Below are 21,455 nucleotides of genomic sequence, written 5' to 3'. Positions count from 1 at the left end.
CGGCCCGGCCCACGCAGCCAGCAGGTCACCGACACGAGACGAGGCAACACCGTGACACTCATCAGCCCGAACACCGTCCTCGCGAACGCCCTGACGAACGTGGAGGACGTCCTCGCGCCGCGCATCCACGCCAACAAGCCGCAGCGGATCGCCCTGGTGGTGGGCACGCAGATCAACGGCGCCCCGCACGCCGGAACCTCGCTGGTGCAGTCGATGGCGTTTGCCACGGCCGCCCGGCTCCACGACCGCCACGGCCTGCCCGTGGAGGTCCGGTTCTCGGCACTTGACAACGCGCCCCACGAGATCGTCACCGACCCCGAATCGGGGAACCGCTATCAGCGGGCCTACGCCCACGCCCTCGGTACGGACGGCATCACCGGCCTGGTCGGCGCCCTCTACCGGCCCTTGTTCGACGCCCTGTCGGAGCGGCTGGGCGTGCCGTACGGCGTGGAGACCTACTCGCAGCAGCAGGCGACCGGCCTGTTCCGGGAGACGTGGCTGCGGGTGCTGCCGCGCCTGGACGCCGCAAGCCTCTGGCTGGCTCCCTCCACGGGAGTGCCGCACCTGCGGGTGCCCTGCCCGCAGTCCTGCGGGTGGGCGGAGAAGTACGCGCAGCGCACCCGTGTGGAACTCGCCGGCCGCGGCTTCGCCCGTGTGTCGGCGGTCTGCCTGCACCACGGCCCCTACGCGGCCACGATCACGCCCACCAGCGGCGGCTACCTCGACCTCGCCACGCTCTACCGGAACATGGTCAAGGAACTCGCCGCGCTCGCGGAGGCCGACGTCCTCCAGGTGATGGTCAAGGGCACCGACTGGATGCCCGGGAGCCTCCTGGTCGACGGCGCGCTTCAGGCCGTGGGCCTGACCCGTGGCCAACTGCCCGCTCGGCTGTTCTGCCCGATGATCGTCGCCGAGACGGGCGCCAAGCTCTCCAAGAGCCTCATCCGCTCCGGGGAGGCGGCGTTGCCCGCAGGCGCCGAACCCTGGATGCTCGACACCCGGAAGTGGCCCGGCACCGTGGGGGAGTTCGCGGACCGCCTGCTGAACCTGGCGGGACTGCTGCTGTCCCACCCCCGGCACTTCTTCCGCTCGTACTCGGCTGCGGAACTGGCGCGGCTGATGTCCGTACCCACAGGGAGCCCGACCACATGAGTCGCACCACCTCAGCCCGCGTCATCGAGCTGAACCTGTACCCCCAGTACTTCGACCTCGTGGCCACCGGCCGCAAGACCCGGGAAGTCCGGGTGAAGTACCCGAAGTTCGACGGCCTGGCCGTCGGTGACCTGATCCGGTTCGCCGTGAAGAACACCGACCGGTCATGCATGACGCGGGTGACACGGGTCGCCGAGTACGCCTCGTTCGAGGAACTCCTGGACGCCGAAGGGCCCTCCCAGGTGAACCCCGATGCGACCCGTGAGGAGCAACTGGCCAACATCCGGCGCATCTACCCGCCGGACAAGGAAGCGCTGGGGTGCCTGGCCATCGGTATCGAGCTGGTCGACTAACCCCACACACAAGGCCCCCGGCCGCCCCTCCACGGAGGGCGCGGCCGGGGGCCTTTTTGCGTTCCGGGGACGTCCACCTGATGCGCCACAGCGCACGAGGATTCGGCACCTGATGCGCTACACCGCATCTGGCCTCGTAGGAGGGCAGCCGGAATGCACCGGAAACGTGCCGTAAGCCGGGGCGGAACAGCGAGTTGCTCGCGACCTGGTGACCCTCGGCCCCAGTTGGCCAGACCGCTCCGCTGCGAGACGCCCGGTCAGCGCGTCCAGCCAGCCGCGCGCGCCTTCTCCAAAGCGCCGAGGAGCAGTAGGAGGGCCGCCCCTGCCCGGTGACCGTCCCGTATCAGGTACGGCTCGTACGGGCTGTAAGTGGTGTCCGGCTCAGAATGAGACCCCACCACGAACACGTCGGTGTAGACCTTCTTCTCGTTGTCGCTCACCTTGCCGACTTCGAGTCCCTTCTCATCCCAGACCTTGCCGTACTCGTTGACTCTCCCCCTGAGCATCCCCAACGTGTCGTAAACGCGCCCGGAGGCATCTACCGAGCCGACTTTGGATTCGGATGAGTCATACACGGAACCGGAGCGGTACCAGCCACTAACCATTCCCTTATCGTCGTAGATCTCGCCCATGGGCTGCTCCGTTCCGTTGAACGAGCCGCACAGCACATGAGTGGATGTACAGCCGCATTCCGGTGGGGTCTTGGAGGCGAACGAAATCCCCAACTTCCATTGCATCACCGCAGCCTGAGGAGTGCATCTGGGCTCAGGGCCAGCCCGGTCTGAGGGCATTCCCCCGGGCTGCGGGACGAGACAACCGGATGCACCGCCCGCTCGTTGGAGCAGTACCCCCGCCCCGGCATCGACACTGACGCCCTGCGGCACGTTTCCGGCGTATTCCGGCTGCCCTCCTCGTACGCGACACCGCATGTGGCCTGATGCGCTACAGCGCACGTAAAGAAGAACCCAACAACAAGAACCAACCCAAAACCTTTGCGGGGTGCGGAACGATTCCGACCTCGCGACTGTCGTCGCCTCGCGTGAGCCCGCGCGCGTAGGACGGTCTCACGAGTTCCACGCCGCCCCCCTCTCCGCAGGTCATAGCCCTGACGTCCGGTCTCACGAGCGGCCCGTCTTCCGCCGACACCGCAAGAGGCCGGAATGGGTTAAGGCGCCCGGCCGCTCCCGGCTGTCCCCGCATGGGACCGGCTGGGACGTCCGCCCGCACCCGAGCGAAGGAGGCCCCGTGGGCACCGCCGACGACGACGGCCCCGAGTGGCTGACGCGCGCCCAGTTCGCCGCCGCCCTCCAGGTTCACCCCAAGACCGTGTCCCGCTGGATCGCCGCCGACCGGGAGATGCGCGTACAGCGCCTCGGGCCCACCGGCCACCGCGTCCGCGTCCACCGATCCGAGCTGGAGCGCCGCCGCTCCGGCATGTCCCCAATTGGGGACACCACGGCGACCGCCTGACGTCGCCCGCGCGCTGTTCTGGGCCTGGCGCGCTGCACCACCCGGAGGCTGGCCACCGCGCCGCCTCCTGACGCCGATGGTTGAGGGCCTGGCGACACCCACGAGCACGGAGGCGCCCATGCCTGCCGTCGACCTCATCAGCCGACCGTCCGCCGGACCCGTCCCGGCCGCCTACCTCGGGCAGCTCGCCCGCGAGTGGGAGGCCACGATGCCGGCCGTCCTGCTGCGCTCCCGGTTCCTCGGGCTGCTGTACGTCTTGTCCAGGACCTCGCCCGCGGTGCCTGCCTGCGCACCGAGGACGCCGTGCGCTACCTCGCCGCCGCCGTCGCGGCCGGGGTCGTCGTACGCCGGTCTCCCGACGTGCTCACCCTCACGCCCTCCGCCGTCCCCGACTGGACGGCCGCCGTCGACCACCTCACCGCCCCACCGACCCGAGAGGACACCCCGTGAAGGCCAGCAAGCCCACCGCCGCCGACAGCATCGCCGGAAGCCGTAGCCCCGAGGACAACCGGTGCTGGCTGTGCGCCGCCCCCGGCATCCCGGAACGCACGCTGCGCGCCGACGTCCACGTATCCGGGCACCTCTGCCTGCGCTGCTGGGACCTCCAGCCGCGCGGCCGCAACTCGTGGTGCCGGGCCGCCTCCGCCCTGTACGTCGCCCTCGGGCTGCCCCGGTCCTGGCATGACACCGGTTACCGCGCCGGGTGGCTGGAGACCACCGCGAAGCGCTACGGCGTCACCGCCTGGCACGACGTCCCCCGGGCCACGGAGCCCCCGGCCGAGCCGTTCGGCTGGATCGCCCCGGACGTCCTGGAGGCCGCGGCCGCCGACCTCGCCCGCCAGGAGGAGGCGTTCGAGCAGGCCCGCATCCCTCCGTCCGCTCACGCCACGGGAAAGGCCGGCCACCGGTGACCCCTCCCCGCTCCCGGCCCGGCGAGGAGCTACAGAAGGGCTACGGAAGTACTGCAAAAACGCTGACTTTTGTTAACCCTCGCGCGGGCCGGGCCTCCGTACCGCTACACATCCGTGCAGGTCACGACCGGTGAGCCTGTATACGCCCCTGACCCCGAGTGCCAGACCCCACCGGAGGCCCGCCCCATGGCGTCCAAGCCGCTGACCACCCGCGTCTCCCCGGCCGTCCATGAGGCCCTGACCGCGCTCGCCGCCCGCCGCCGCATGTCCCTCGCCGCGACGGCCTCCGACCTGCTGAGTGCCGCCGTCGCCGACGAGGACGGCACACCGCCCCCACCGGACGGCGAACTGACCGCTGCCGTACTGCGCGCCCTGGAGGAGGTCACCGCACCCGCCGCCGTGATGCACCGGGAGGTCGCCCTACAGATGGCCCGGATCATCGAGCGCGACGGACGCGGCGCCACGGGTGCAGCGCGACGACTCATGGAGGCCGCCGACAAGGCCCTCCACCTCCAGGAGCGCGCGGACCGGCCCCTCGACCCCGCCATGGGCACCCTCCTGGCCGGACTCTTCCCGGGCCTGTAGGGACGGCCGGGAGGCCCTTCCCGGACACTCCCGGCCCCTCTACACCCCGGAAACCGCCCCTTCCCGCCCACACCCCACCGCCCCACGACCAGGCCCTTTCGCACGCTGAGCGTTCGCTCACTAGGTGACAAGGGATGCGAACAAGGACAACGACCACCAGGAGGAGCCCATGGCGTCCGCTGCCCAGCTCGCCGCCCGTCCCGTCGTCCCGCGCCTGCCTGACGGCACGTACGCCGTCCGCGACCCCCACCACCCGGAGGTGACCACCCTGTGGCGCGTCGACGGGGGCAAGCTGCACCCGTGGCCGCTGCGGCAGCGCTGGGCGCCCCGGCCGCCGAAAGCCGACCCGTCCGTCCCGCCCGAGGAGCGCCGGGCCCGCCGTGAGCGCTGGTACGCAGAGGTCTACTGGCCGTGGAAGCTCGCAATCGCCGAGGAGATCCGCCGCGCGCCCCTCACCGCGGGCGACCTGTTCGAGCGCCTGGTGCCCGAGCACGAGCGGCCCCGGGCCGTGTTCGCCGCCATCCTGGACGGCCGCCCTACGCGCGAGGAGCTGGACGAGGCGGAGCGCCAGGAGGAGGCCGACCGGGACCACCTGCGCACGGTCGCGGTCCTGGCGGCCGCCGGCCTCCCGTACCGGCACATCGCCCGGGCCTACCGGGTGTCGACGTCGACCGCGTGGCGCTGGGCGCAGCGCGGCACGGAGCTATGGCACCGGAAGGGCAGCCCCGAGGCCCTGGCGGCCGCTCTCGCCGCCCTGCCACCCCTGGACGACCTCAAGGCCCGGACCGCCCGCCCGACCGTCCCCACGGCGCGACAAGAGACGCCCGAGGACCCGCAGGACCGGCCGCTGCCCGAGGACACCGACGAGGCGTTCACCGCATGGGCAGAGGCCCGCTTCGGCGTTGACCCGGCGGACCTGGCGGAGTTGCTGGACGTCGCGGCCGCCGACGACTTGACCGAGCTGGAGACCGTGGCCGCCCTCGACGTCGACCAGCTCGCCGCGCTCCTGGACGACCTCCCCGACGAGGACCTCGGAGCCTGACCGGCCGCGCCACAAGACGCGCCGCACCCTCGGGCCTGTACGTCAACGTGATGACGTACAGGCCCGAGGGATGACGTACGCGGCGAGCACGGCCTCGCCCCCGCCAGAACCGCGCACGCGGTCAGCGCGAGCACGGCAACCAGAGCGTGCCGTACGCCGCGGAGGGTCTCGCGGATCGGGCACCTCGGCCAGCCGCTCCAGCAGGCGCGGGACCTCGTCGGATATGACCTCAGGATGCTCGCGGAGCTGGTCAAGGGCAGACGGGATCAGCGATGATGCGTCGGCAGGCACGGTCTTCCAGTCGGATCACGGAGCGTAGAGAACTCCATGATCTTGGAAGCCGTGCCTGTCGCGTTCCAGAGCACACCAGCAAGCTGACAGAACGTCATGACCCGGTCGTCACACGACTACGTCGAAGCCCTGGGGGATCGACCGGTTGGAGTCGGTTCTACGGCGATGTCGGCGCCGGCTCTGCGGTGCCGGTGCTCGGCTCCTTGATCACGAGCGGGTGCAGCTCCCACGCGTCGACCGCGAACCCGAGGCGGGTACCCGGTGCGCTGCGGGCCTCAAGTCGCCACGGGCCTTGCCCTGTGGGATAGCAGCGCAGGGTGAGGACCTGGCCGGTGGTGATCAGGAAGATTTCGACGATGGAGTGGTCGACGACCACGCGCAGGTCGACCGGCTGACCAGAGGGGCAGGGCATCCGGTACGAGCCGCCGCGGGCCCGGTTGTCCAGTGAGGCGTGGTCGCGGTCGACGACCAGTTCGCCCGCATCGGTATCGACGCGGATGTCGAGGTACTCCGAGCCGTCCGGGGTGGTGAGCAGCCGCAGACCGGCGTTTCCGGTCGGCTCCAGACAGGCCGTCAGGTCGAAAGCGCGGCCCACGCTGCCGAGGTCCACCGGCTGCGGGCCGTGCGTCGCGCCTTCGGCGTGGATGGTGTGCTCGCCGCGCAGGGCGAGCAGTTCGGTGGCGGGCTGCTGGCGCAGTGTGCCGTCGTCGTGGACGTGGATCTCGCGGGGCAGGGTGAGGACCCCGGCCCATCCGTCCGCGACGGCCCAGGCTTCGTCGCGGGCTTCCCATGACCAGCCCCACAGCAGCCACCGGTCGCCCGGTGCCCGCAGCAGGGCGGGCGCGTAGCAGTCGGGGCCGTGGTCGGCGGGTACCGCTGGGCCGGCCTCGAAGTGGCCGTCATGCTCTTCGCCGATCAGGGCTGTGACGCGCATCGGGCCGGTGGGTTCGGTCCAGGTGCTGAAGATGAGGGCGCCGGGTCCGTCGGCTGCCGGGAGGTATTGGGGGCATTCCCAGCCATCGCCGGTGAGCTCCTCGGTGCCGCCGACGGGCTCTGGACGGCGGGCTGCGAAGGGCCCCCGGTAGGTCCAGTTCTCCAGGTCGGGTGAGTCGTAGAGAAGGGCGGCGGCGCGGCCGTCCGCGAGGGCGGCGCCGACCAGCATCCGCCAGCCGTCGCCGTCCTGCCAGACGTACGGGTCGCGGTACATGGTGCAGCCCTCGGGCAGCTCGGGGATGAGTAGTTCGCCGCGCGGGCGGAAGCTGTTGCCGCCGTCGTGGGAGACGGCGCAGGTGACCGGCTGGTGCTGGAACGAGCGGTCCTCGCGGTGCGCGGAGTAGAAGGCGACCAGCCGGTCGCCGTCGGAGACGGCGTTGCCGGAGAAGCAGCCGTCGGCGTCCACGCCACTGGGGGTCGGGGACAGGGCGATCGGCAGCGGCTCCCAGGTCAGCAGGTCGGGGCTGCGGAAGTGGCCCCAGTGCATGTTCGCGTGGGTCGCGCCGTACGGGTTGTACTGGTAGCACACGTGGTAGTGGCCGTCGTGGAAGACCAGCCCGTTGGGGTCGTTGATCCAGTTGCGGGGCGGCCGCAGGTGCGCCACGGGGCGGTGCGGATGGCGGGGTGTGGTGGACACACGCGTGCCTTTCGGTGTTTCAGATGGAACCCGCCCCGCCGGCCCTCGATTTGGCGGGGCAGCAGGCCGGCGGGGCGGGGGTCTTCGAGCCCGTATGCGGGCTACAGGTTCAGATACGGGGTTCAGGTCCCGATGCGGAATCCCGCGCTCAGCTGCTGCTCCCGCCGTGAGCTGGGGCCGACGCGGAGCATGAACTCACCCGGTTCGACCACTCGGCGGTTGTCCGCGGTGACGAGTGAGCAGTGAGTGGCCGGGATGTTGATGGTGGCGTCCAGGCTTTCGCCGGGAGGGATTTCGACCTGGGTGAAACCCTTCAGCTCCTGCTCGGCCCAGGTGACGCTGGTGGTCAGGTCGCTGATGTACGCCTGGACCGTTTCCAGGGCCGGACGGTCCCCGCTGTTGGTCAGTCGTACCGTGGCGTCGACGGTGCCGTCGGCCGAGACGTCCGGGTCGTGCACGACGAGGTCGGAGTAGGTGACGGTGGTGTAGGTGAGGCCCTCGCCGAACGCGAATAGGGGGTCTTGGGTGAGGTCCGCGTAGCGGCTTCCGTGCTGGCCTCGCACCTGGTTGTAGAAGACCGGTTGCTGTCCGACGTGGCGTGCGAACGACAGTGGGAGTCGGCCGCTGGGTTCGATGAGTCCGAGGAGGAGTTCGGCGATGGCGCGGCCACCGCGCATGCCCGGGTTGAACGCCTCGATGAGGGCTGCCGCGTTCAGTGCCGACTCGGGGAGGGTGCTCGGCTTGGACTGGGCGAGTACGACGATCATGGGTGTGCCGGTGGCGGCGACCGCGTCCAGCAACGCGATCTGGCCCCCTTGGAGGTCGAGCGTGGCCGTCGAGCGCACCTCGCCGGTGAGGGCGATGGTGTCTCCCACGACCACGACGGCGTAGTCGGCGGCCGCTGCTGTGGCGACAGCCTCTCGAAGCTGCGCATGGTCGACCGGGGCGGGGGTGAAAACGGGCGGCAGTGGCTGGCCGTCGGGCCCGGTGGACCATTCGGGGGCATGGGCGGGGCTTGCTATGTCGGCTCCGCGTGCGTGCGTGACGGTCCAGTCGGCGGGTGCGATGGCGCGAAGGCCGTCGAGCACCGTCTCCACCGTCTCGCGTGGATGTCCGTCGGGCATCCACGGGACCTGACCGGTGGCGCCCGCCCAGTCGCCGAGCATGGCTTGCGGGCTGTCGGCGTTGGGGCCGATGACCGCGATCGTCCGCGCTGTGCCTTGGCTCGCGGCGCGGCCGGTTCCGTCCGAGGTCAGCCCGCCTTCGAGGGGCAGGATCCCCGCGTTGCGCAGCAGTACCAGGGAGCGCCGGGCGGTCTCGAGGTTGAGGTCGGCGTGTGCGCGGCAGCCGATCACCTGCGCCTGCCGCTCGGGGTCGGGGGTGCGGGGGTCCTCGAAGAGCCCGAGCTCGAACTTCAGCCGCAGAACCCGCCGTACCGCGTCATCGATCTGTTTCTCGTCGACCAGGCCGCGGGCGACCGCCTCTTGCGCGCCCTCGAAGAACTGCGGCGTGGCCATGATGAGGTCGTTCCCGGAGTTGACGGCGACCGCCGCCGCCTCGGCGTAGTCGGCGCAGGTGCGCTGGTCGTAGACCATCCGGCCGACGTTGTCCCAGTCGGTCACCAGCGTCCCGGTGAAGCCCCACTCGCCCTTGAGCACATCGTTGATCAGCCACTGATTCGCGGTGATGGGTACACCGTCGATCGACTGGTACCCGAGCATGAAGCCGCGGCAGCCGGCCCGGGCCGCCCGCTCGAACGGGGGCAGGAACCACGAGCGCAGCTTGCGCGGGCTGAGATCGGCTTCGCTCGCGTCGCGCCCGCCCAGGGTTTCGGAGTAGCCCGCGAAGTGCTTGGCGTATGCCAGCACGGCTGTCGGGTCGCTGAGGCCCTCGCCCTGGTAGCCGCGCACCATTGCCGCGCCGAGTTCGCCGATCAGGAAGGGGTCCTCGCCGAACGTCTCGTTGATCCGGCCCCAGCGCAGGTCCCGGGTGATGCACAGGACCGGGGAGAACGTCCCGTGGATTCCGGTCGCCGCGATTTCGGTCGCGGACGCCCGGGCCACCCGGTGGAGCAGAGCGGGATCCCAGGTGCAGGCCATGGCCAGCTGGGTCGGGAAGATGGTCGCGCCGGGCCAGAACGAGTGGCCGTGGATGGCGTCGTCGGCTGTCAGCAGCGGAATGCCGAGCCGTGTCCGCTGGGCCATTTTCATGGCCTCGGGCATCCGTTCGGGAGTCACATGCAGAACGGACCCGGCCAGCTTGGCCGACAGGATGTCCACCAGGTCCCCGTGTTGGGCGTCGAGCATCAGCAACTGCCCGACCTTCTCCGGCAGGGTCATCCGGGACAGCAAGTCGTCGATTCTCGCTTCCACGGCCGCTTCCGGATCCAGGTACACGGCAGAGTGGACCGGCTGTCCCACGGTGTTCTCCAAGAGATGAGTCGTCACAGATCAGAGAGTTGATGGGCGACGCGAGTGCCTCGTCGCGCGCACGCTGCCGCCCTGCGCGGCGGGGCTCGCGCGCTGCCTGCCCGCCGCCCCGGACGGAACCGGGGCGGCAGGGGGCGGTGCGGTGGGAGTAGGGGTGTCACTTCAGGCCGGTGGTGGCGATGCCGGCGACGAAGCGGCGCTGGAAGAGGAGGAAGACGATCATCACCGGGAGCAGGACGACGACGGCGCCGGCGAGGAGGATGCCGTAGCGGGTGAAGTCCTGTCCGCCGCTGGCCAGGGCAAGGCCGACCGGCAGGGTGTACTGGTCCTCGTTCTGGGCCACGACCAGCGGCCACAGGAAGTTGTTCCAGGAGCCGAGGAACGTGATGATCCCGAGGGCGGCGAGGCCCGGTGTGGTCAGCGGCAGGATGATCTTCCAGAAGATCGCCAGTTCACGGCAGCCGTCCACGCGGGCGGCGTCGATCAGCTCGTCGGGCAGGGAGGAGATGAACTGCCGCATCAGGAACACCCCGAGGGGGGTGACCAGGTACGGCAGGATCAGCCCGAGCAGGGAGCCCGCCAGTCCCAGGTTGGACACCACGACATACAGCGGCACGAACGTGACCAGGGGCGGCACCATGAGCGTGCCCATGACCAGAGCGAAGACGCCGCGCCGGCCGCGGAACTCCAGCTTGGCCAGGGCGTAACCCAGCATCGAACAGAAAAGCAGGTTCCCGGCGGTGACGACCACAGCCACGATCACGGAGTTGACGAACATGCCAGTGAAGTCGAGCCTGCTGAACAGTGCCCGGTAGTTCTCCAGCGTGGGCGCTGTGGGAATCAGGACGGGCGGCACCTTGCGGATGTCGGCCTCGGGCTTGAAGGCGCCGGACAGCATCCACAGAAACGGGGCGATCATCAGCAGCAGAGCGCCGGTGAGCGGCACGTACAGCCAGGGCTGGCCCCAGGTCTGCCGGATGCGGCGACGCCTGATGGCCCGGTCGGCATCCGGTTGTTTCCGAAGGGTGGAGAGGGTGCTCATGAGGTATCAGTCCTTGTCTCGCAGCATCCGGAACTGCAGGAGGGTCAGCGCGACGATGAGGACGAAGACGACGTAGCCGGCGGCCGACGCCATGTCGTAGTTGCCGTTGCCGAACTGCTGATACGCGTACATCGTGGCCGACAGGGTCGAGTCCAGCGGACCGCCCTGGGTCATCACGTACGGCTCGTCGAAAAACTGCAGATAGCCCACGCCCATGATCACGGCATTCAGCAGCAGCGCCGGGCGCAGCAGCGGGAAAGTAACCCTCCAGAACCGCTGCCAGGCACCGGCCCCGTCGAGTTCAGCCGCCTCCATCAGGGAGTGGGGCACGGACTGCAGACCCGCCAGCATGATGATCATGACGGTGCCGAGGTTGCGCCACACCGCCATCACGATCATGACGGGCAGGGCGAACCGGGTGTCCGCCAGCCAGGCAGGCCCGTCGATCCCGACCCAGCCCAGGGCGGTGTTCACCAGCCCCGCCTGTGGATCAAGAAGCGTCTTCCACACCACGGCGACGGCCACGACGCTGGTGATCACCGGCAGGTAGAAGCCGACCCGGAAGACGGCACGGAAGCGGCGGATGCCGCGGTCGAGGGCGACCGCCGCGGCGAGCCCGGCGGCCAGCGTCAGAGGCAGACCCACCACGACGAACACGGCCGTGTTGCGCAGGGCGTGAACGAACTGCTCGTCCTGGAAGAGCCGCACGTAGTTGTCGAAGCCGGTGAACGACACGTTCAGCGGGGTGCGCAGGTCGGCGCTCTGGGTGTCGGTCAGGCTCATCAGCAGCGACCACACCACCGGCAGCAGCATGAAGGCCGCGAACAGGGCGAGGAAGGGGGCGGCGAGAATCCAGGCGGCCCGGGTCTGCCTGCCGCGCGCCGTGCTCCGGAGCGTTTGCTGCGGCCCTGCGGTGCTCGGCTCGTGGGTGTCGCCCCGCCCGGGAAGCGTTTTCGTGGACATGGATGTCATCCGTCCCTACGAGGGGTGCTCACGCCGCGGCGCTCAGCGGCCGGTGCCGATGGAGGTGGCCTTGGACTGCAGCGCCTGCTGCACCTGAGCGACCGTGGCCTTGCCGAGGGACAGCCTCTCCAACTGGGAGTCGACTGCGTCAGCGATCTGCTGCCAGGTGCTGATGGCGGGCGGCGCCTTGCTGACCTTGAGCTGCTCGGCGAACGCCTTCATGTTCTCGTCGTTACTCAGCTTCGCCTCGTCCCACGCGGTGGGCGAGGGCGGAATGTTGCCGGTGGCCTTGGCATAGGCCGCGAGGTTGGCCGGTTCGGTGAGGAACCGGGCGAACTTCCATGCCGCGTCGGCGTTCTTGGCGTCCTTGAACACCGCCAGGTCGCTGCCGCCGGCGAACCCGGCGGGCTGCTTGGAGTACGGCAGTGGCGCGGTCTTCCACGTGCCGTCCAGCTTCGGGGCGTCGTTGTGGAGGCTGCCGCCGACCCACGGGCCCTCCTGGTAGGTGGCGATCTGGCCGGCCTGGAACGCCGGCATGCTTTCCGTCTTGTCGGTCGGTGCCAGGCCCTGCTTGGGGATGCTCGCGTAGTACTCCAGCGCCTTGGCGACCTCGGGCGAGTCGAAGGTGAACTTCCCGGTCTTGGCGTCGTAGATGTCACCGCCCTGCTGCCAGACCAGCGGCAGCCAGAAGATCCAGGAGTTGAAGCCGATGTTCCACCCGGTTGAGTAGCGCAGCTTGGGATTCTGCTTGCCGGCGGTGGCCTGGATGGTCTTCAGGTCCTTCAGGTACCCGCTCCAGTCCGTGGCCGGGGCGCCCTTGATGCCGGCCTTCTCGGTCAGGTCGGTGCGGTAGTAGACCACCATGGTGTTCGCGATGAACGGCACACCGTAGGACGTGTCCTTGTACTTGGTGGTGTCCCACTGGCCGGGGTAGAAGCTTGAGGACTTGATCGACGCCGGGGCGGCCTGGAAGCCGTTCATGGCGGCCATCTCGGCCATCCAGGTGGTGCCGATCACGGACATGTCCGGTGTGTTGCCACCAGCGATCGCGGTGGTCAGCTTGTCGTGGGCGGAGGCCCACGGGACGGAAGTGATCTTGACGTGGGCGTCCGGGTTCTCCTGCTCGAACTTTTTGGCCAGGTTCTTCAGGGCGGGGTCGGTGTCACCCATGGACCACATGACCACCGTCCCCTTGGCCTTGCCCGCGGCAATCTCGGCGGGTGCGTCCTTGCCGGGGCCGGAATCCTCGCTCCGGCCGCAACCGGTGGCCACCAGGGCGGCCGTGACGGTGACGCACAGGATCTGGACGGTTCTGACAGCGTGACGGGTGGTGATACGCATGATGCGGCTCCTTGCCGTTGGGCGATACAGGCGCGGGGGGCTAAGGGTGAGAGCGGGCGGACGCCCGGATGGCCGGCGCACGGGTGGGGACCGTTTGCGCTGACAGCGACATCGGCGGTCAGTCGCAGGGCGCGGCTGGAGCATCCGACGCGGACTGGGTAGGGGCCGGGCGGGGTGGGCCAGGCGCGCCGTTCGGTGTCCCGGATCGGGAACGCGCGAGCGGAAGGGTGCATGTGGGCGGTGCCGCATGAACGCGTGTGCAGCCGCCATGGTTGCGAGGAAGGCGAGGCCGAAGTGTGTCGCCGAGGTTTCAAGGAGACGGGGGGCGGTGCGTCACAGGCGACGCACCGCCCGGCTGCGAGGTGCCATCACGTACGCATCGTGATGACGTCGCGTCAGTTCGAGCTCGGCTCTAACGTCGAGCCACGGATCACGAGGCTGGTGGGAATGATGCGCGAGGGGGCGGCCTCGGGTGATCTGCGCACGTGGTCGAGCAGCAGACGCGCCGCTGCCTCACCCATCTCCCGCATCGGCTGGCGGATGGTGGTCAATGCGGGATAGGTGTACGACGCCACCTCGACGTCATCGAACCCCACCACGGCGACATCCCGCGGAATCTTGAGGCCGGCCTCGTGCAAGGCCGCGAGCACGCCGGCCGCCGAGGGGTCGTTGTGCCCGAAGACCGCGTCGAACTCCACGCCGTCCGCGAGAGCTTGCGCCACCGCGCTCCGGGCTGTGTCGAACAAGAAGTCACCGCCGATGATGCTGCGCGGTTCGAGCTCGATCCCGGCCTGCGCATAGACGTCGACGAAGCCGCCCAACCGTTCCTGAGTACAGCCGTACTCATCAGGACCGGTCACCACCAGAGGGCGACGGCGACCGAGGTCCAGCAGGTGGCGCGCCGCCTGCTCACCGCCCTCCCGGTTGGTGGTGGCCACATAGGGGAATCCCGGCCGCTGGAAGCGGTCGTCTATCAGCACCACCGGCAGTCCGGCCTCGTGCAGTTCCGTGATGGCCGCCAGGGCCCCCTCGGGCTCTATCACCAGCAGCCCGTCGAACGACTTGGCAGCGACCTGCAGGCCCAGCCTGCGCAGTGACTCCTCACCGCCGTTCACGGTCAGCATCCGCAGCCCGAAGCCCTCGGCCTCCAGCGTCTCGACGACCGCCTGCACGATGCCGGCCCAGACCCATGCCAGGTCAGGGACCAGCATGCCGATCATCTGTGTCGTGCCGCGTGCCAGCCCCACGGCCCCCGCGCTCGGCACATAGCCGAGCTCCGAGATCGCCTTGCGGACCTTCGAGACGGTGTCCTCGCTGATCTCGCCCTTGGCGTTCAGCACCCGCGAGACCGTCGTCTTGCTGACGCCGGCCCGCGTGGCCACGTCGGCGATAGTGACTCCCATGTCACCTCCCCTCCCTTTCTGCAGAGGCGGAAGACTTCCCTCCCGCGCCGAAGGGACGATCGTACAGAGACCCGTGTAACCGGTACCGGAAGCAGTCCCGGAACCGGTTTCGGTACCGGTTCCGGAAGTGAAGCACCGAGAGGCCCCACCGGTCAACACCCCGGAAACAACTCGTTAACGCAGCCGATCTCGGTCTCGCGCGAGGCCGCGGAAGCCTGCCGATTGCCACTCAAGCAACCGCTCTGACCTGCGCGGTTACCTACTCCCACCCACCATGGCCGAGCTCATTGGTGCGGCTGCCGGCCGCTGACGATGCCCGACGGACCGCAGACCCGACCCCGGAGCAATCGCGCCCGCACCGTTGACGCACTTGCCCTTCATAATCGGGCACTCGCTGTCATCGATGACATTCGTCGTCGCTGACACCCCAGGGGCTTCGTTGTAGTCGGCTTACATCCGTTTTGTGATCACGCGAGGCCGAGGATCGCGAGAGGGCGGCGGGCGTCACGTGCGTTGTGGCGGAGGGCGGCGGCGATGTTCCTGACACCGCCCAGCCGGAGGGCGCCTATGGCGAGGTTGCGCCAGGTCGCCATGGCCCGGGGAGCGTTCCCGGTCCGCAGTTGCGAGGCGTCCTCGGCGAAGGTGGTGTCGCGGACGTGGTGCAGGGCCTCGATCTTCCAGTGGTCCCGGATCAGCTTCGCGAGCTGGGTCGGGGTGGCCTGCTCGGCGGTCAGGCTGGTGACCGCATAGACGGTGGCGATGGTGACCTTGCCGGTCTGGCGGCGGTGTACGAGATCCCCTCAGCGCCGCGAGTTCGCGGGCGGCCCTCTTGGTGTGCTTGTCGTCGGTCATGACCGGTCGCTCTCCCGGCGGGTGGACCCCGCGCGTTCCCCGCCGTGGCGTCGGTGGCCAACGGAAGGTGTTCGGGGCGGTGCTGACGTCACGTGAGGCTCACGGCCCCTTGTCCTCGGTCACCGCTGCGGCGTGGGCGCGTACGGCTCGGAGTCCGGCCGACGTGGCGGCCGCGACCACCGTAGCGAGAGCCGGGCGGTGCTGTACGTGAACCGGTTGACGTACGGCGCGCATCGGGTGTTGCGATCTGCTTCGGTCCGTTGCGGTGCGTTTCGGTCCGCTACATGTCTAGCGTCGGATAACCTCTCCTTATCCGACGCGACAGAACGGGACGTATCGATCCCGTCGAGACGAGCGTCGGCGAAGGGGGAAACCCAGACGTGAGCACGCACCCTGACCTGCCCGACACCCTGGTCCACTTCACCGGTCGGCCCCGCGGGCAGACAGATCTCCCGCCGGACTTTGCGCAGGGCACGCCGGAGCAGCGCCTGGTGAGCATCCTGCACAGCGGGACCCTGCGCGGGGCCACGACCTTCGGGACCGACGCCCCGGTGATCTGCTTCAGCGAGGCGACCGAGGACGCCCGCCGCACCATGCTCCGCGACGGGGCGGGGGCGCGGGGCCCCTACGCTCCGTGGGGCCTCGTGCTCGACCGCCAGCAGCTCATAGGCGCCGGCGCCCGGCCCGTCCTCCACGTCTCCCGCGAGGAGCGCGCCGAGATGCAGGCCGGCATGCCCCGGCAGACGTACAACCGCTGTGTCGCCTACGAGCCGGATCCCGCGCGGGGGCGCTCGGACTGGCTGCACGAACGAGAGTGGCGGATCTGCTTCGAGGCCGGGAACGAACCCGTGCTGCCCATCACCCCGCAGCCCGTCGTCGAGGCCGGAGAAGCGGTGTCCTTCACGCCCCACCTCGTCGTCGGCGTCATCGTCGGCACCCTGGGCTGGACGCCGCCGCTCCGAGACCGGAGCACCGAGGAGATGACCTCCAGCTTCGTGACCTCGATACAGGCCGTGCGGCGCGCCATGACGGAGAGGAGCGACCTGTCGTGGTCGCGCGTGACGGTGAACTCGCGCAGCATCGGTTTCGCCCGGCCCGCAAACGGCCTGGCCCGCTGGTACTGGAACGGCGCGGAGCTCGTGCCGGACGGCGTCATCGACATCCAGGCTCAGGAATGGGAGACCACGATGCGCTGGGGCGGCACCCTGCCCGGGTTCAGTGTCACCCTCGACCCTGAAGAGGGCTGGGAGGAACTGCGCGGTGACGGCCGTGTCTGAGCACCTGTCAGGAGACGCCGCCGCGCCTCTCGTTCCGGCCGCCTCCGAGGAGCGGCCCGCCCTAGTCGTCCAGTGGGCGCAGCGCCACGGCGTGGAGGTCGCCCAGCGTCTCGCGGACGCGGAGGACTTCGCCGACGAGGTGCAGCGCCGACTGCGGCCGGCGAACACGACGGACACGTACGCGAAAGCCTGGCGTGTCTGGGAGCGATTCTGCGCCGCCCAGGGGTTCCCAGAGTTGCAGGCCACGCGCGGCGCCTTGGTGGCGTTCGTGGTGTGGCTGCTGGACCGGGGCAAGGCGAACGGGGAGGGTTACGCCGCGTCGTCGGCCGGGACGATCCTCGCCGGGGCCGTCGTGGAGCTGCGTCGCCGTGGCGCGGAGGTGAGCCGGGACGACCAGGCGCAGGCCCGGGCGACGATGGAGGCGGCCGCCGTGGAGCTGCTCAAGGCCGGCGAGCGGCGCGGCCGGGGACAGGCGGCGGCCGCCGAGGTGCCCGACCTGTACCGCGTGGTGCAGGCCTGCCCGGACACCCTCGCCGGAGCCCGGGACAAGGCGCTTATCCTGACCGGCTTCCACTACGCCTCACGCGCCCAGGACCCCGCCGGCCTCCTGGCCGGGGACGTCGCTCTGACACCGCGAGGCATGGTCGTGTCGGTACTCACCGGCAAGACCAAGCACAGCGTCCGCGACGCGAAGATCAACCGTCAGGGCGACCCGGAGATCTGTCCGGTGGAGGCGTGGACGGTGTATAGGGCGCGTCTTGCCGCCGAGGCTCCGCCACGCTGGTCGGAGCCGACCGCGCCCGCGTTTGTCGGCGTCGACCGGCACGGCAACGTCACCGGCGGCATGGTCCCGGACTCCGTGACCCGGGCCGTGAAGCGGATCAGCGCACGCGCAGGCGTCCCCCTCGCCTGGACCGGCCACTCCCTCCGCATCGGCCTGGCGACAACCGCCCGCAAGCGCGGGAAGGATGCCGTGGCGATCGCCGACCAGGGCGGATGGGCCCGCCACTCCCGTTCCATGAACGGCTACTTCCAGCGGGTTGACGGTTGGGAGGACAACGCCACCGCTGGTCTCACCTGACCACTCTCCCCGGAGCAGACCGGAGGCCCCATGGGGCGCACGATTCACGAGGACATCGCAGAGGACGAGTTGGCCGACATGCTGGCCGACCCCGATCAGGCGGAGCACCTACAGACTTGTGGCCTCCGGCCTTCGGGAGGGACGTTTCCCCCGCTGGCTCGCCGCCATGGTCGGGCAGACGCCGGCGCGGTCAGGGCCTTGGCCGTCACATCAGGTCGCCGCGTTCGTGCGCGTCATGACCGGGCTCGCCTACGGCAAGGTTGCCCGCCGTCGCATCCGGGTGGGTGCGTCACCCGGAGCGGACGCCGACCGAGTGGGTAACGCCGCTCGCCTCCGGGGGCTCCCTCTGCCGTTCGTGGCGCACCTGGACCTGACCCAAAACGGGGCCGACAGCGACGGCTCGCTGGAGTGGACGGAGCCGATCACCGCGTGGCGCAGCACGGTCGTTCCCGTCCTGGGCGCGCACGTGTTGCACGGAGCGATTCAAGCGCCGTTCGAGGTGCGCCCGTTCTCGGTCCCGCTGGAGGTCGGGTACACCCTGCCGAGCCGCACGTTCGCGCACCTACTCACCGAGGGCGCTGTGGCCCGCTGGCCGTACGGCGAGGACGAGATCCACCTTCTGGTCGACATGGAGCGCGCAGGGCTGCACATGGGCACGCGTCCACTCCCGGCCGACGTACAGCCGATGCGGGTGCTGTAGGCGCTCTGGAACCGGCAGGGGCCCGCGGTTCCGGCCGCGGGCACGTCTGCGATCAGCTCTGGTTCTCGTACCACTTCACTAGGCGCTGGTAGACCGGGTCAGATCCCGTGTTCGGCGGCACGTAGTAGCAGGCGTCGCAACAGGTCTTCACCCACGCCATACCACCCCAGTCCAGTCCGACCCAGACGACGCGCTTGCGACCCGGAGACGGGCATGTCTGGCAGGTGACGGAGGCTTCCCCGATGGCCCTGTGGATCACAGCGCGGACCTCGGGGGCCGCGTCATAGGGCACGTACTTCCAGCACAGGTCGCCGTACTTCTCTTCCCAGAGCGGTCGGGGGCAGCCGGGCCACACCTCGCGCAGCTCGCGCTCCGCCCGTCGGATGATGGGCGCCCATCCCGCGCCCTCCGTGCTGAACATGGCGTGCTCAACGGCGGGTCGCCGCATGGTGGGGCGGGTTTCGGCTCGGAGGGCGGTCGTGTACTTCTCGCCGGTCGCGGCCTGTCGTTGACGGGCCCGCTGTGCGGCGGTCGACGGGTTCTTCTTCGGCACCTTTGACGCTCGCTCCTGGCGGTCCCCACGCTCCCGCCGGACGAGGAAGGCCGGGGGTGCGGGCTCCCGCAGGAGCCTTGGCCGGTCGATCACCTGTGGCGTGGGCGCGGGGTGTCGGCGGGCGGCGTACGCATCTTGCCGGGCGAGAGCTTACCGCAATGCAGACGTGGCGCGAGATAACTCTGCGGGGCCTCTGCATGTTCCTGGGGAGCCGCTCTCTCGATCGAGCACCCCTGACCGCGGTCGCTTTCAGCGCCGTCGCTGTACCGGTGCTCCCCAAGATCGAGGCCCTGCCTGCGTTACCGAGGCGGTCGGTTCGCTGGTGCCTCGCGATGCACGCTTTGGCGCGGATCTATGACGCTATTGGGTTCTCAGACTGCAACCTTCCGGTCTGAATACCGACATTGAGGCGGCGTCACCGCGCATTGACCTGCCGTTTCGGTGGGTCAGGGTCCTACATGGTGGTGTTGGTGGTCTGGATCTCCCAGTGCCTCCGGCACCGGTGACGAGGGGGTGCGGGAGTAGCGCTCGCAGTTCGTCCGGACCACGGGGCTGGAGGCATTCTCTTCACGGGGGCACCGCCTGGGTGCCGGCGGAGGAGAACGAGGCCATGGTCCAACGTGTGATGACCCGGGAAGAGTCGATCGAGTACTTGTTGCAGCGCTCCGGACGCAAGGACGGAGTGTTCCCGATACGCCGGGAGTTCGTCCAGAAGAGCCACATCAAGAGTCTGCCCGGAGATCCCAGCACCGGGCCGGGGCCCCTGTCCAAGCTGTTGCGGGCCCCCCACGCCCTGGAGCTCCTGCTACTGGTCTACGCCGTCACCACCGGCAGGGACTTCGGCGTCACCGAGCGCTCGCAGCTCTGGGCGCGGGCGGCTGGCATCTACATGCGTCCCGATAAAGGGGCGAGCGTGGCCGTCTCCCGGCAGTGGGAGCACCTGGAGAAGTTGGGCCTGATCGAACGGAGGCAGCACGGTCGCTTCAAGCGCATCGTCAAGCGCCACGAGATCGGACGGGTCGCCGGCATCACGTTGCCCTACACCGTCCCGACCGGCGCCAAGAGCGATGTCTACTTCCGGGTCCCCTTCGCCTACTGGCGCGAGGACTGGCATTTGAAGCTGAACATGCCCGGCAAGGCCGTCCTGCTGGCCGCGATGAGCAGGCGGAAGGAAGCCTTCACCCTCCCGCAGGACACCCGCGGCGCCCGAGCCCTGGGCCTGGGCCGTCACACGGTGGCGCGGGGGATCGAGGAGCTGCTGAAGCATGAGCTGCTGGTGAAGATGGGGCCGGACGAGGTGGTCGACGGGCGCGCCATACGCGGCTTCGAGTGGGTGCACACCTACCAGTTGACCAAGCCGTTCAACATCAACCTGAGCAAGGCCGAGGTCGAACGCCTGGAGGCCGAGGAGCGCGGCCCCCTCATGCCGCAGGACGACGCCGACAGCCACGACGGACAGCTGGGATGACCGCCGCCGACCACCTGCGTTCGCGGAGTCGAGGACCACCGGCCACGTCCGGCGTCCCGAACGCAACGACGAACGAGAAAGGAGGGATGAGGAGCAATGAGGATGACACCCCGCCGACGCGAGCGGCAGCAGCCGACGGTCAAGTACGGCCGGTTCGTGCGCTGGTCGATGACCGAACGTGGCAGATTTGCGTGGCACGCGATGGACACCGTGCTGGTGGCCGCGCCAGCCTTGCTCAGTTGGTGGGCCGGCCGTCGATGACGGACCGGCCCCTGGCTACCCGACCCGGGGGCCCGTGCTCGCTTTCGCAGGGCAAAGACACGGGCCTCTGGTCATGAAGGCAGCCTGCGGTGAGGGTCTATCCGGCCCTCACCGCCCGGCCAGCGTAACCCCGGGCGATCGGCGTGCCGCAGCGGCGACAGCCCGGATGGGGGACCGACCGAGAGACCGGGAACACCTTGCCGCCCCGCCGGGGCGGCGTCGGCGTCCTGGCCATCCTCGGCCAGCCCGTCCTGCGGTGGATGTCGGAGGGCTTTCTGACCGCTGCCTGGCACTTGGTCGTGCACGGACCGACGCGGACCGGCAGCTGATTGAGTCGGCGCGCGCCATCCTCCGCGATGGCGGCCACCGTCCCGAGGGACAGTCCGGCATCGCCCTCGTGACCGCCACGGTCCCCGCCGACGAGGACGTCGTGCTGCGCATCTGGCCGGAACGCGGGGCACGGCGGTCGGGTGGACGGCGTGCCCCTGGCCCTCGTGGTCGGTCCGGTTCCCGCTTTCGCTCGGCTGCGGCACCATGGGGGTGCGGACTGGCCGTTGGACGAACACACTTCGCGATCAGCTGCCCAGGGAACCTGGCGCCTTCTCGCGAGGGCGAGCGTTCCCGAACGCCGCCGCGGCCAGCGCCGATAGC

At 69.8% G+C, this 21,455-nt stretch carries 20 protein-coding genes; 11 read left to right on the top strand and 9 right to left on the bottom strand.

Features of this window, described 5'->3' with window-relative positions; translation table 11 throughout:
- Nucleotides 1-51: 51 nt before the first annotated feature.
- Both ACIPFH_RS33035 and ACIPFH_RS33030 read left to right on the top strand, forming a co-directional pair.
- On the top strand, nucleotides 52-1,152 hold the full coding sequence (locus ACIPFH_RS33035; protein ID WP_401832291.1) for a hypothetical protein: 1,101 nt from the start codon (nucleotides 52-54) through the stop codon (nucleotides 1,150-1,152).
- Complete coding sequence (locus ACIPFH_RS33030; protein WP_389158621.1) at nucleotides 1,149-1,505, top strand: ASCH domain-containing protein; 357 nt, start codon at nucleotides 1,149-1,151, stop codon at nucleotides 1,503-1,505. The genes ACIPFH_RS33035 and ACIPFH_RS33030 overlap by 4 nt, the downstream gene beginning before the upstream one ends.
- A 257-nt stretch (nucleotides 1,506-1,762) precedes the next feature.
- Here ACIPFH_RS33030 and ACIPFH_RS33025 read toward each other — a convergent pair whose 3' ends face one another.
- A complete protein-coding gene (locus tag ACIPFH_RS33025; protein ID WP_401832289.1) occupies nucleotides 1,763-2,137 on the bottom strand; it encodes a hypothetical protein in 375 nt (124 codons plus the stop codon).
- A gap of 613 nt (nucleotides 2,138-2,750) precedes the next feature.
- Between ACIPFH_RS33025 and ACIPFH_RS33020 the strand changes: the two genes are divergently transcribed.
- The 5 genes from ACIPFH_RS33020 to ACIPFH_RS33000 all read left to right on the top strand — a co-directional run bounded on the left by ACIPFH_RS33020 (nucleotide 2,751) and on the right by ACIPFH_RS33000 (nucleotide 5,513).
- Nucleotides 2,751-2,975, top strand: coding sequence for a helix-turn-helix domain-containing protein (locus ACIPFH_RS33020; RefSeq protein ID WP_401832286.1), 225 nt, complete (start codon nucleotides 2,751-2,753; stop codon nucleotides 2,973-2,975).
- 303 nt (nucleotides 2,976-3,278) lie between these two features.
- Complete coding sequence (locus ACIPFH_RS33015) at nucleotides 3,279-3,425, top strand: hypothetical protein (RefSeq protein WP_401832284.1); 147 nt, start codon at nucleotides 3,279-3,281, stop codon at nucleotides 3,423-3,425.
- Nucleotides 3,422-3,886: a hypothetical protein gene (locus ACIPFH_RS33010; RefSeq protein WP_401832281.1), complete on the top strand. Its 465-nt coding sequence runs from the start codon at nucleotides 3,422-3,424 to the stop codon at nucleotides 3,884-3,886. Before ACIPFH_RS33015 ends, ACIPFH_RS33010 begins: the two co-directional genes overlap by 4 nt.
- A 186-nt stretch (nucleotides 3,887-4,072) precedes the next feature.
- Complete coding sequence (locus tag ACIPFH_RS33005) at nucleotides 4,073-4,471, top strand: hypothetical protein (protein WP_401832279.1); 399 nt, start codon at nucleotides 4,073-4,075, stop codon at nucleotides 4,469-4,471.
- Nucleotides 4,472-4,595: 124 nt separating this feature from the next.
- On the top strand, nucleotides 4,596-5,513 hold the full coding sequence (locus ACIPFH_RS33000; protein ID WP_401832277.1) for a helix-turn-helix domain-containing protein: 918 nt from the start codon (nucleotides 4,596-4,598) through the stop codon (nucleotides 5,511-5,513).
- Between the two features lie 448 nt (nucleotides 5,514-5,961).
- On the opposite strand, the gene ACIPFH_RS32995 is transcribed toward ACIPFH_RS33000, so the two are convergent.
- The 7 genes from ACIPFH_RS32995 to ACIPFH_RS32965 all read right to left on the bottom strand — a co-directional run bounded on the left by ACIPFH_RS32995 (nucleotide 5,962) and on the right by ACIPFH_RS32965 (nucleotide 15,373).
- Nucleotides 5,962-7,434: a glycoside hydrolase family 32 protein gene (locus ACIPFH_RS32995; RefSeq protein ID WP_401832275.1), complete on the bottom strand. Its 1,473-nt coding sequence runs from the start codon at nucleotides 7,432-7,434 to the stop codon at nucleotides 5,962-5,964.
- 122 nt (nucleotides 7,435-7,556) lie between these two features.
- Entirely contained in the window at nucleotides 7,557-9,854 is a 2,298-nt protein-coding gene (locus ACIPFH_RS32990; RefSeq protein WP_401832640.1) for a glycoside hydrolase family 3 N-terminal domain-containing protein, read from the bottom strand.
- 166 nt (nucleotides 9,855-10,020) lie between these two features.
- Nucleotides 10,021-10,905, bottom strand: coding sequence for a carbohydrate ABC transporter permease (locus ACIPFH_RS32985; protein ID WP_401832274.1), 885 nt, complete (start codon nucleotides 10,903-10,905; stop codon nucleotides 10,021-10,023).
- Between the two features lie 6 nt (nucleotides 10,906-10,911).
- Nucleotides 10,912-11,877: a carbohydrate ABC transporter permease gene (locus tag ACIPFH_RS32980; protein WP_392782136.1), complete on the bottom strand. Its 966-nt coding sequence runs from the start codon at nucleotides 11,875-11,877 to the stop codon at nucleotides 10,912-10,914.
- Between the two features lie 33 nt (nucleotides 11,878-11,910).
- Nucleotides 11,911-13,209, bottom strand: coding sequence for an extracellular solute-binding protein (locus ACIPFH_RS32975; protein ID WP_401832273.1), 1,299 nt, complete (start codon nucleotides 13,207-13,209; stop codon nucleotides 11,911-11,913).
- A gap of 395 nt (nucleotides 13,210-13,604) precedes the next feature.
- Nucleotides 13,605-14,612, bottom strand: a complete 1,008-nt coding sequence (locus ACIPFH_RS32970; protein ID WP_401832270.1) for a LacI family DNA-binding transcriptional regulator — start codon at nucleotides 14,610-14,612, stop codon at nucleotides 13,605-13,607.
- A gap of 467 nt (nucleotides 14,613-15,079) precedes the next feature.
- Entirely contained in the window at nucleotides 15,080-15,373 is a 294-nt protein-coding gene (locus tag ACIPFH_RS32965; protein WP_401832637.1) for a hypothetical protein, read from the bottom strand.
- Between the two features lie 471 nt (nucleotides 15,374-15,844).
- Between ACIPFH_RS32965 and ACIPFH_RS32960 the strand changes: the two genes are divergently transcribed.
- From ACIPFH_RS32960 to ACIPFH_RS32950, 3 genes are all read left to right on the top strand, one after another.
- Entirely contained in the window at nucleotides 15,845-16,741 is an 897-nt protein-coding gene (locus ACIPFH_RS32960; protein WP_401832268.1) for a hypothetical protein, read from the top strand.
- Complete coding sequence (locus ACIPFH_RS32955; protein WP_401832267.1) at nucleotides 16,725-17,822, top strand: integrase; 1,098 nt, start codon at nucleotides 16,725-16,727, stop codon at nucleotides 17,820-17,822. The genes ACIPFH_RS32960 and ACIPFH_RS32955 overlap by 17 nt, the downstream gene beginning before the upstream one ends.
- Nucleotides 17,823-18,177: 355 nt before the next feature.
- Nucleotides 18,178-18,522: a hypothetical protein gene (locus ACIPFH_RS32950; RefSeq protein WP_401832266.1), complete on the top strand. Its 345-nt coding sequence runs from the start codon at nucleotides 18,178-18,180 to the stop codon at nucleotides 18,520-18,522.
- Between the two features lie 52 nt (nucleotides 18,523-18,574).
- Here ACIPFH_RS32950 and ACIPFH_RS32945 read toward each other — a convergent pair whose 3' ends face one another.
- Nucleotides 18,575-19,075, bottom strand: coding sequence for a hypothetical protein (locus ACIPFH_RS32945; RefSeq protein ID WP_401832264.1), 501 nt, complete (start codon nucleotides 19,073-19,075; stop codon nucleotides 18,575-18,577).
- 610 nt (nucleotides 19,076-19,685) lie between these two features.
- Between ACIPFH_RS32945 and ACIPFH_RS32940 the strand changes: the two genes are divergently transcribed.
- Complete coding sequence (locus ACIPFH_RS32940) at nucleotides 19,686-20,543, top strand: hypothetical protein (protein ID WP_401832262.1); 858 nt, start codon at nucleotides 19,686-19,688, stop codon at nucleotides 20,541-20,543.
- Nucleotides 20,544-21,455 lie beyond the last annotated feature (912 nt).

Origin of the sequence: Streptomyces sp. NPDC088157 (assembly GCF_044741545.1) — a bacterium.
GTDB lineage: Bacteria > Actinomycetota > Actinomycetes > Streptomycetales > Streptomycetaceae > Streptomyces.
This window is presented reverse-complemented; position numbering and strand designations above follow the sequence as displayed.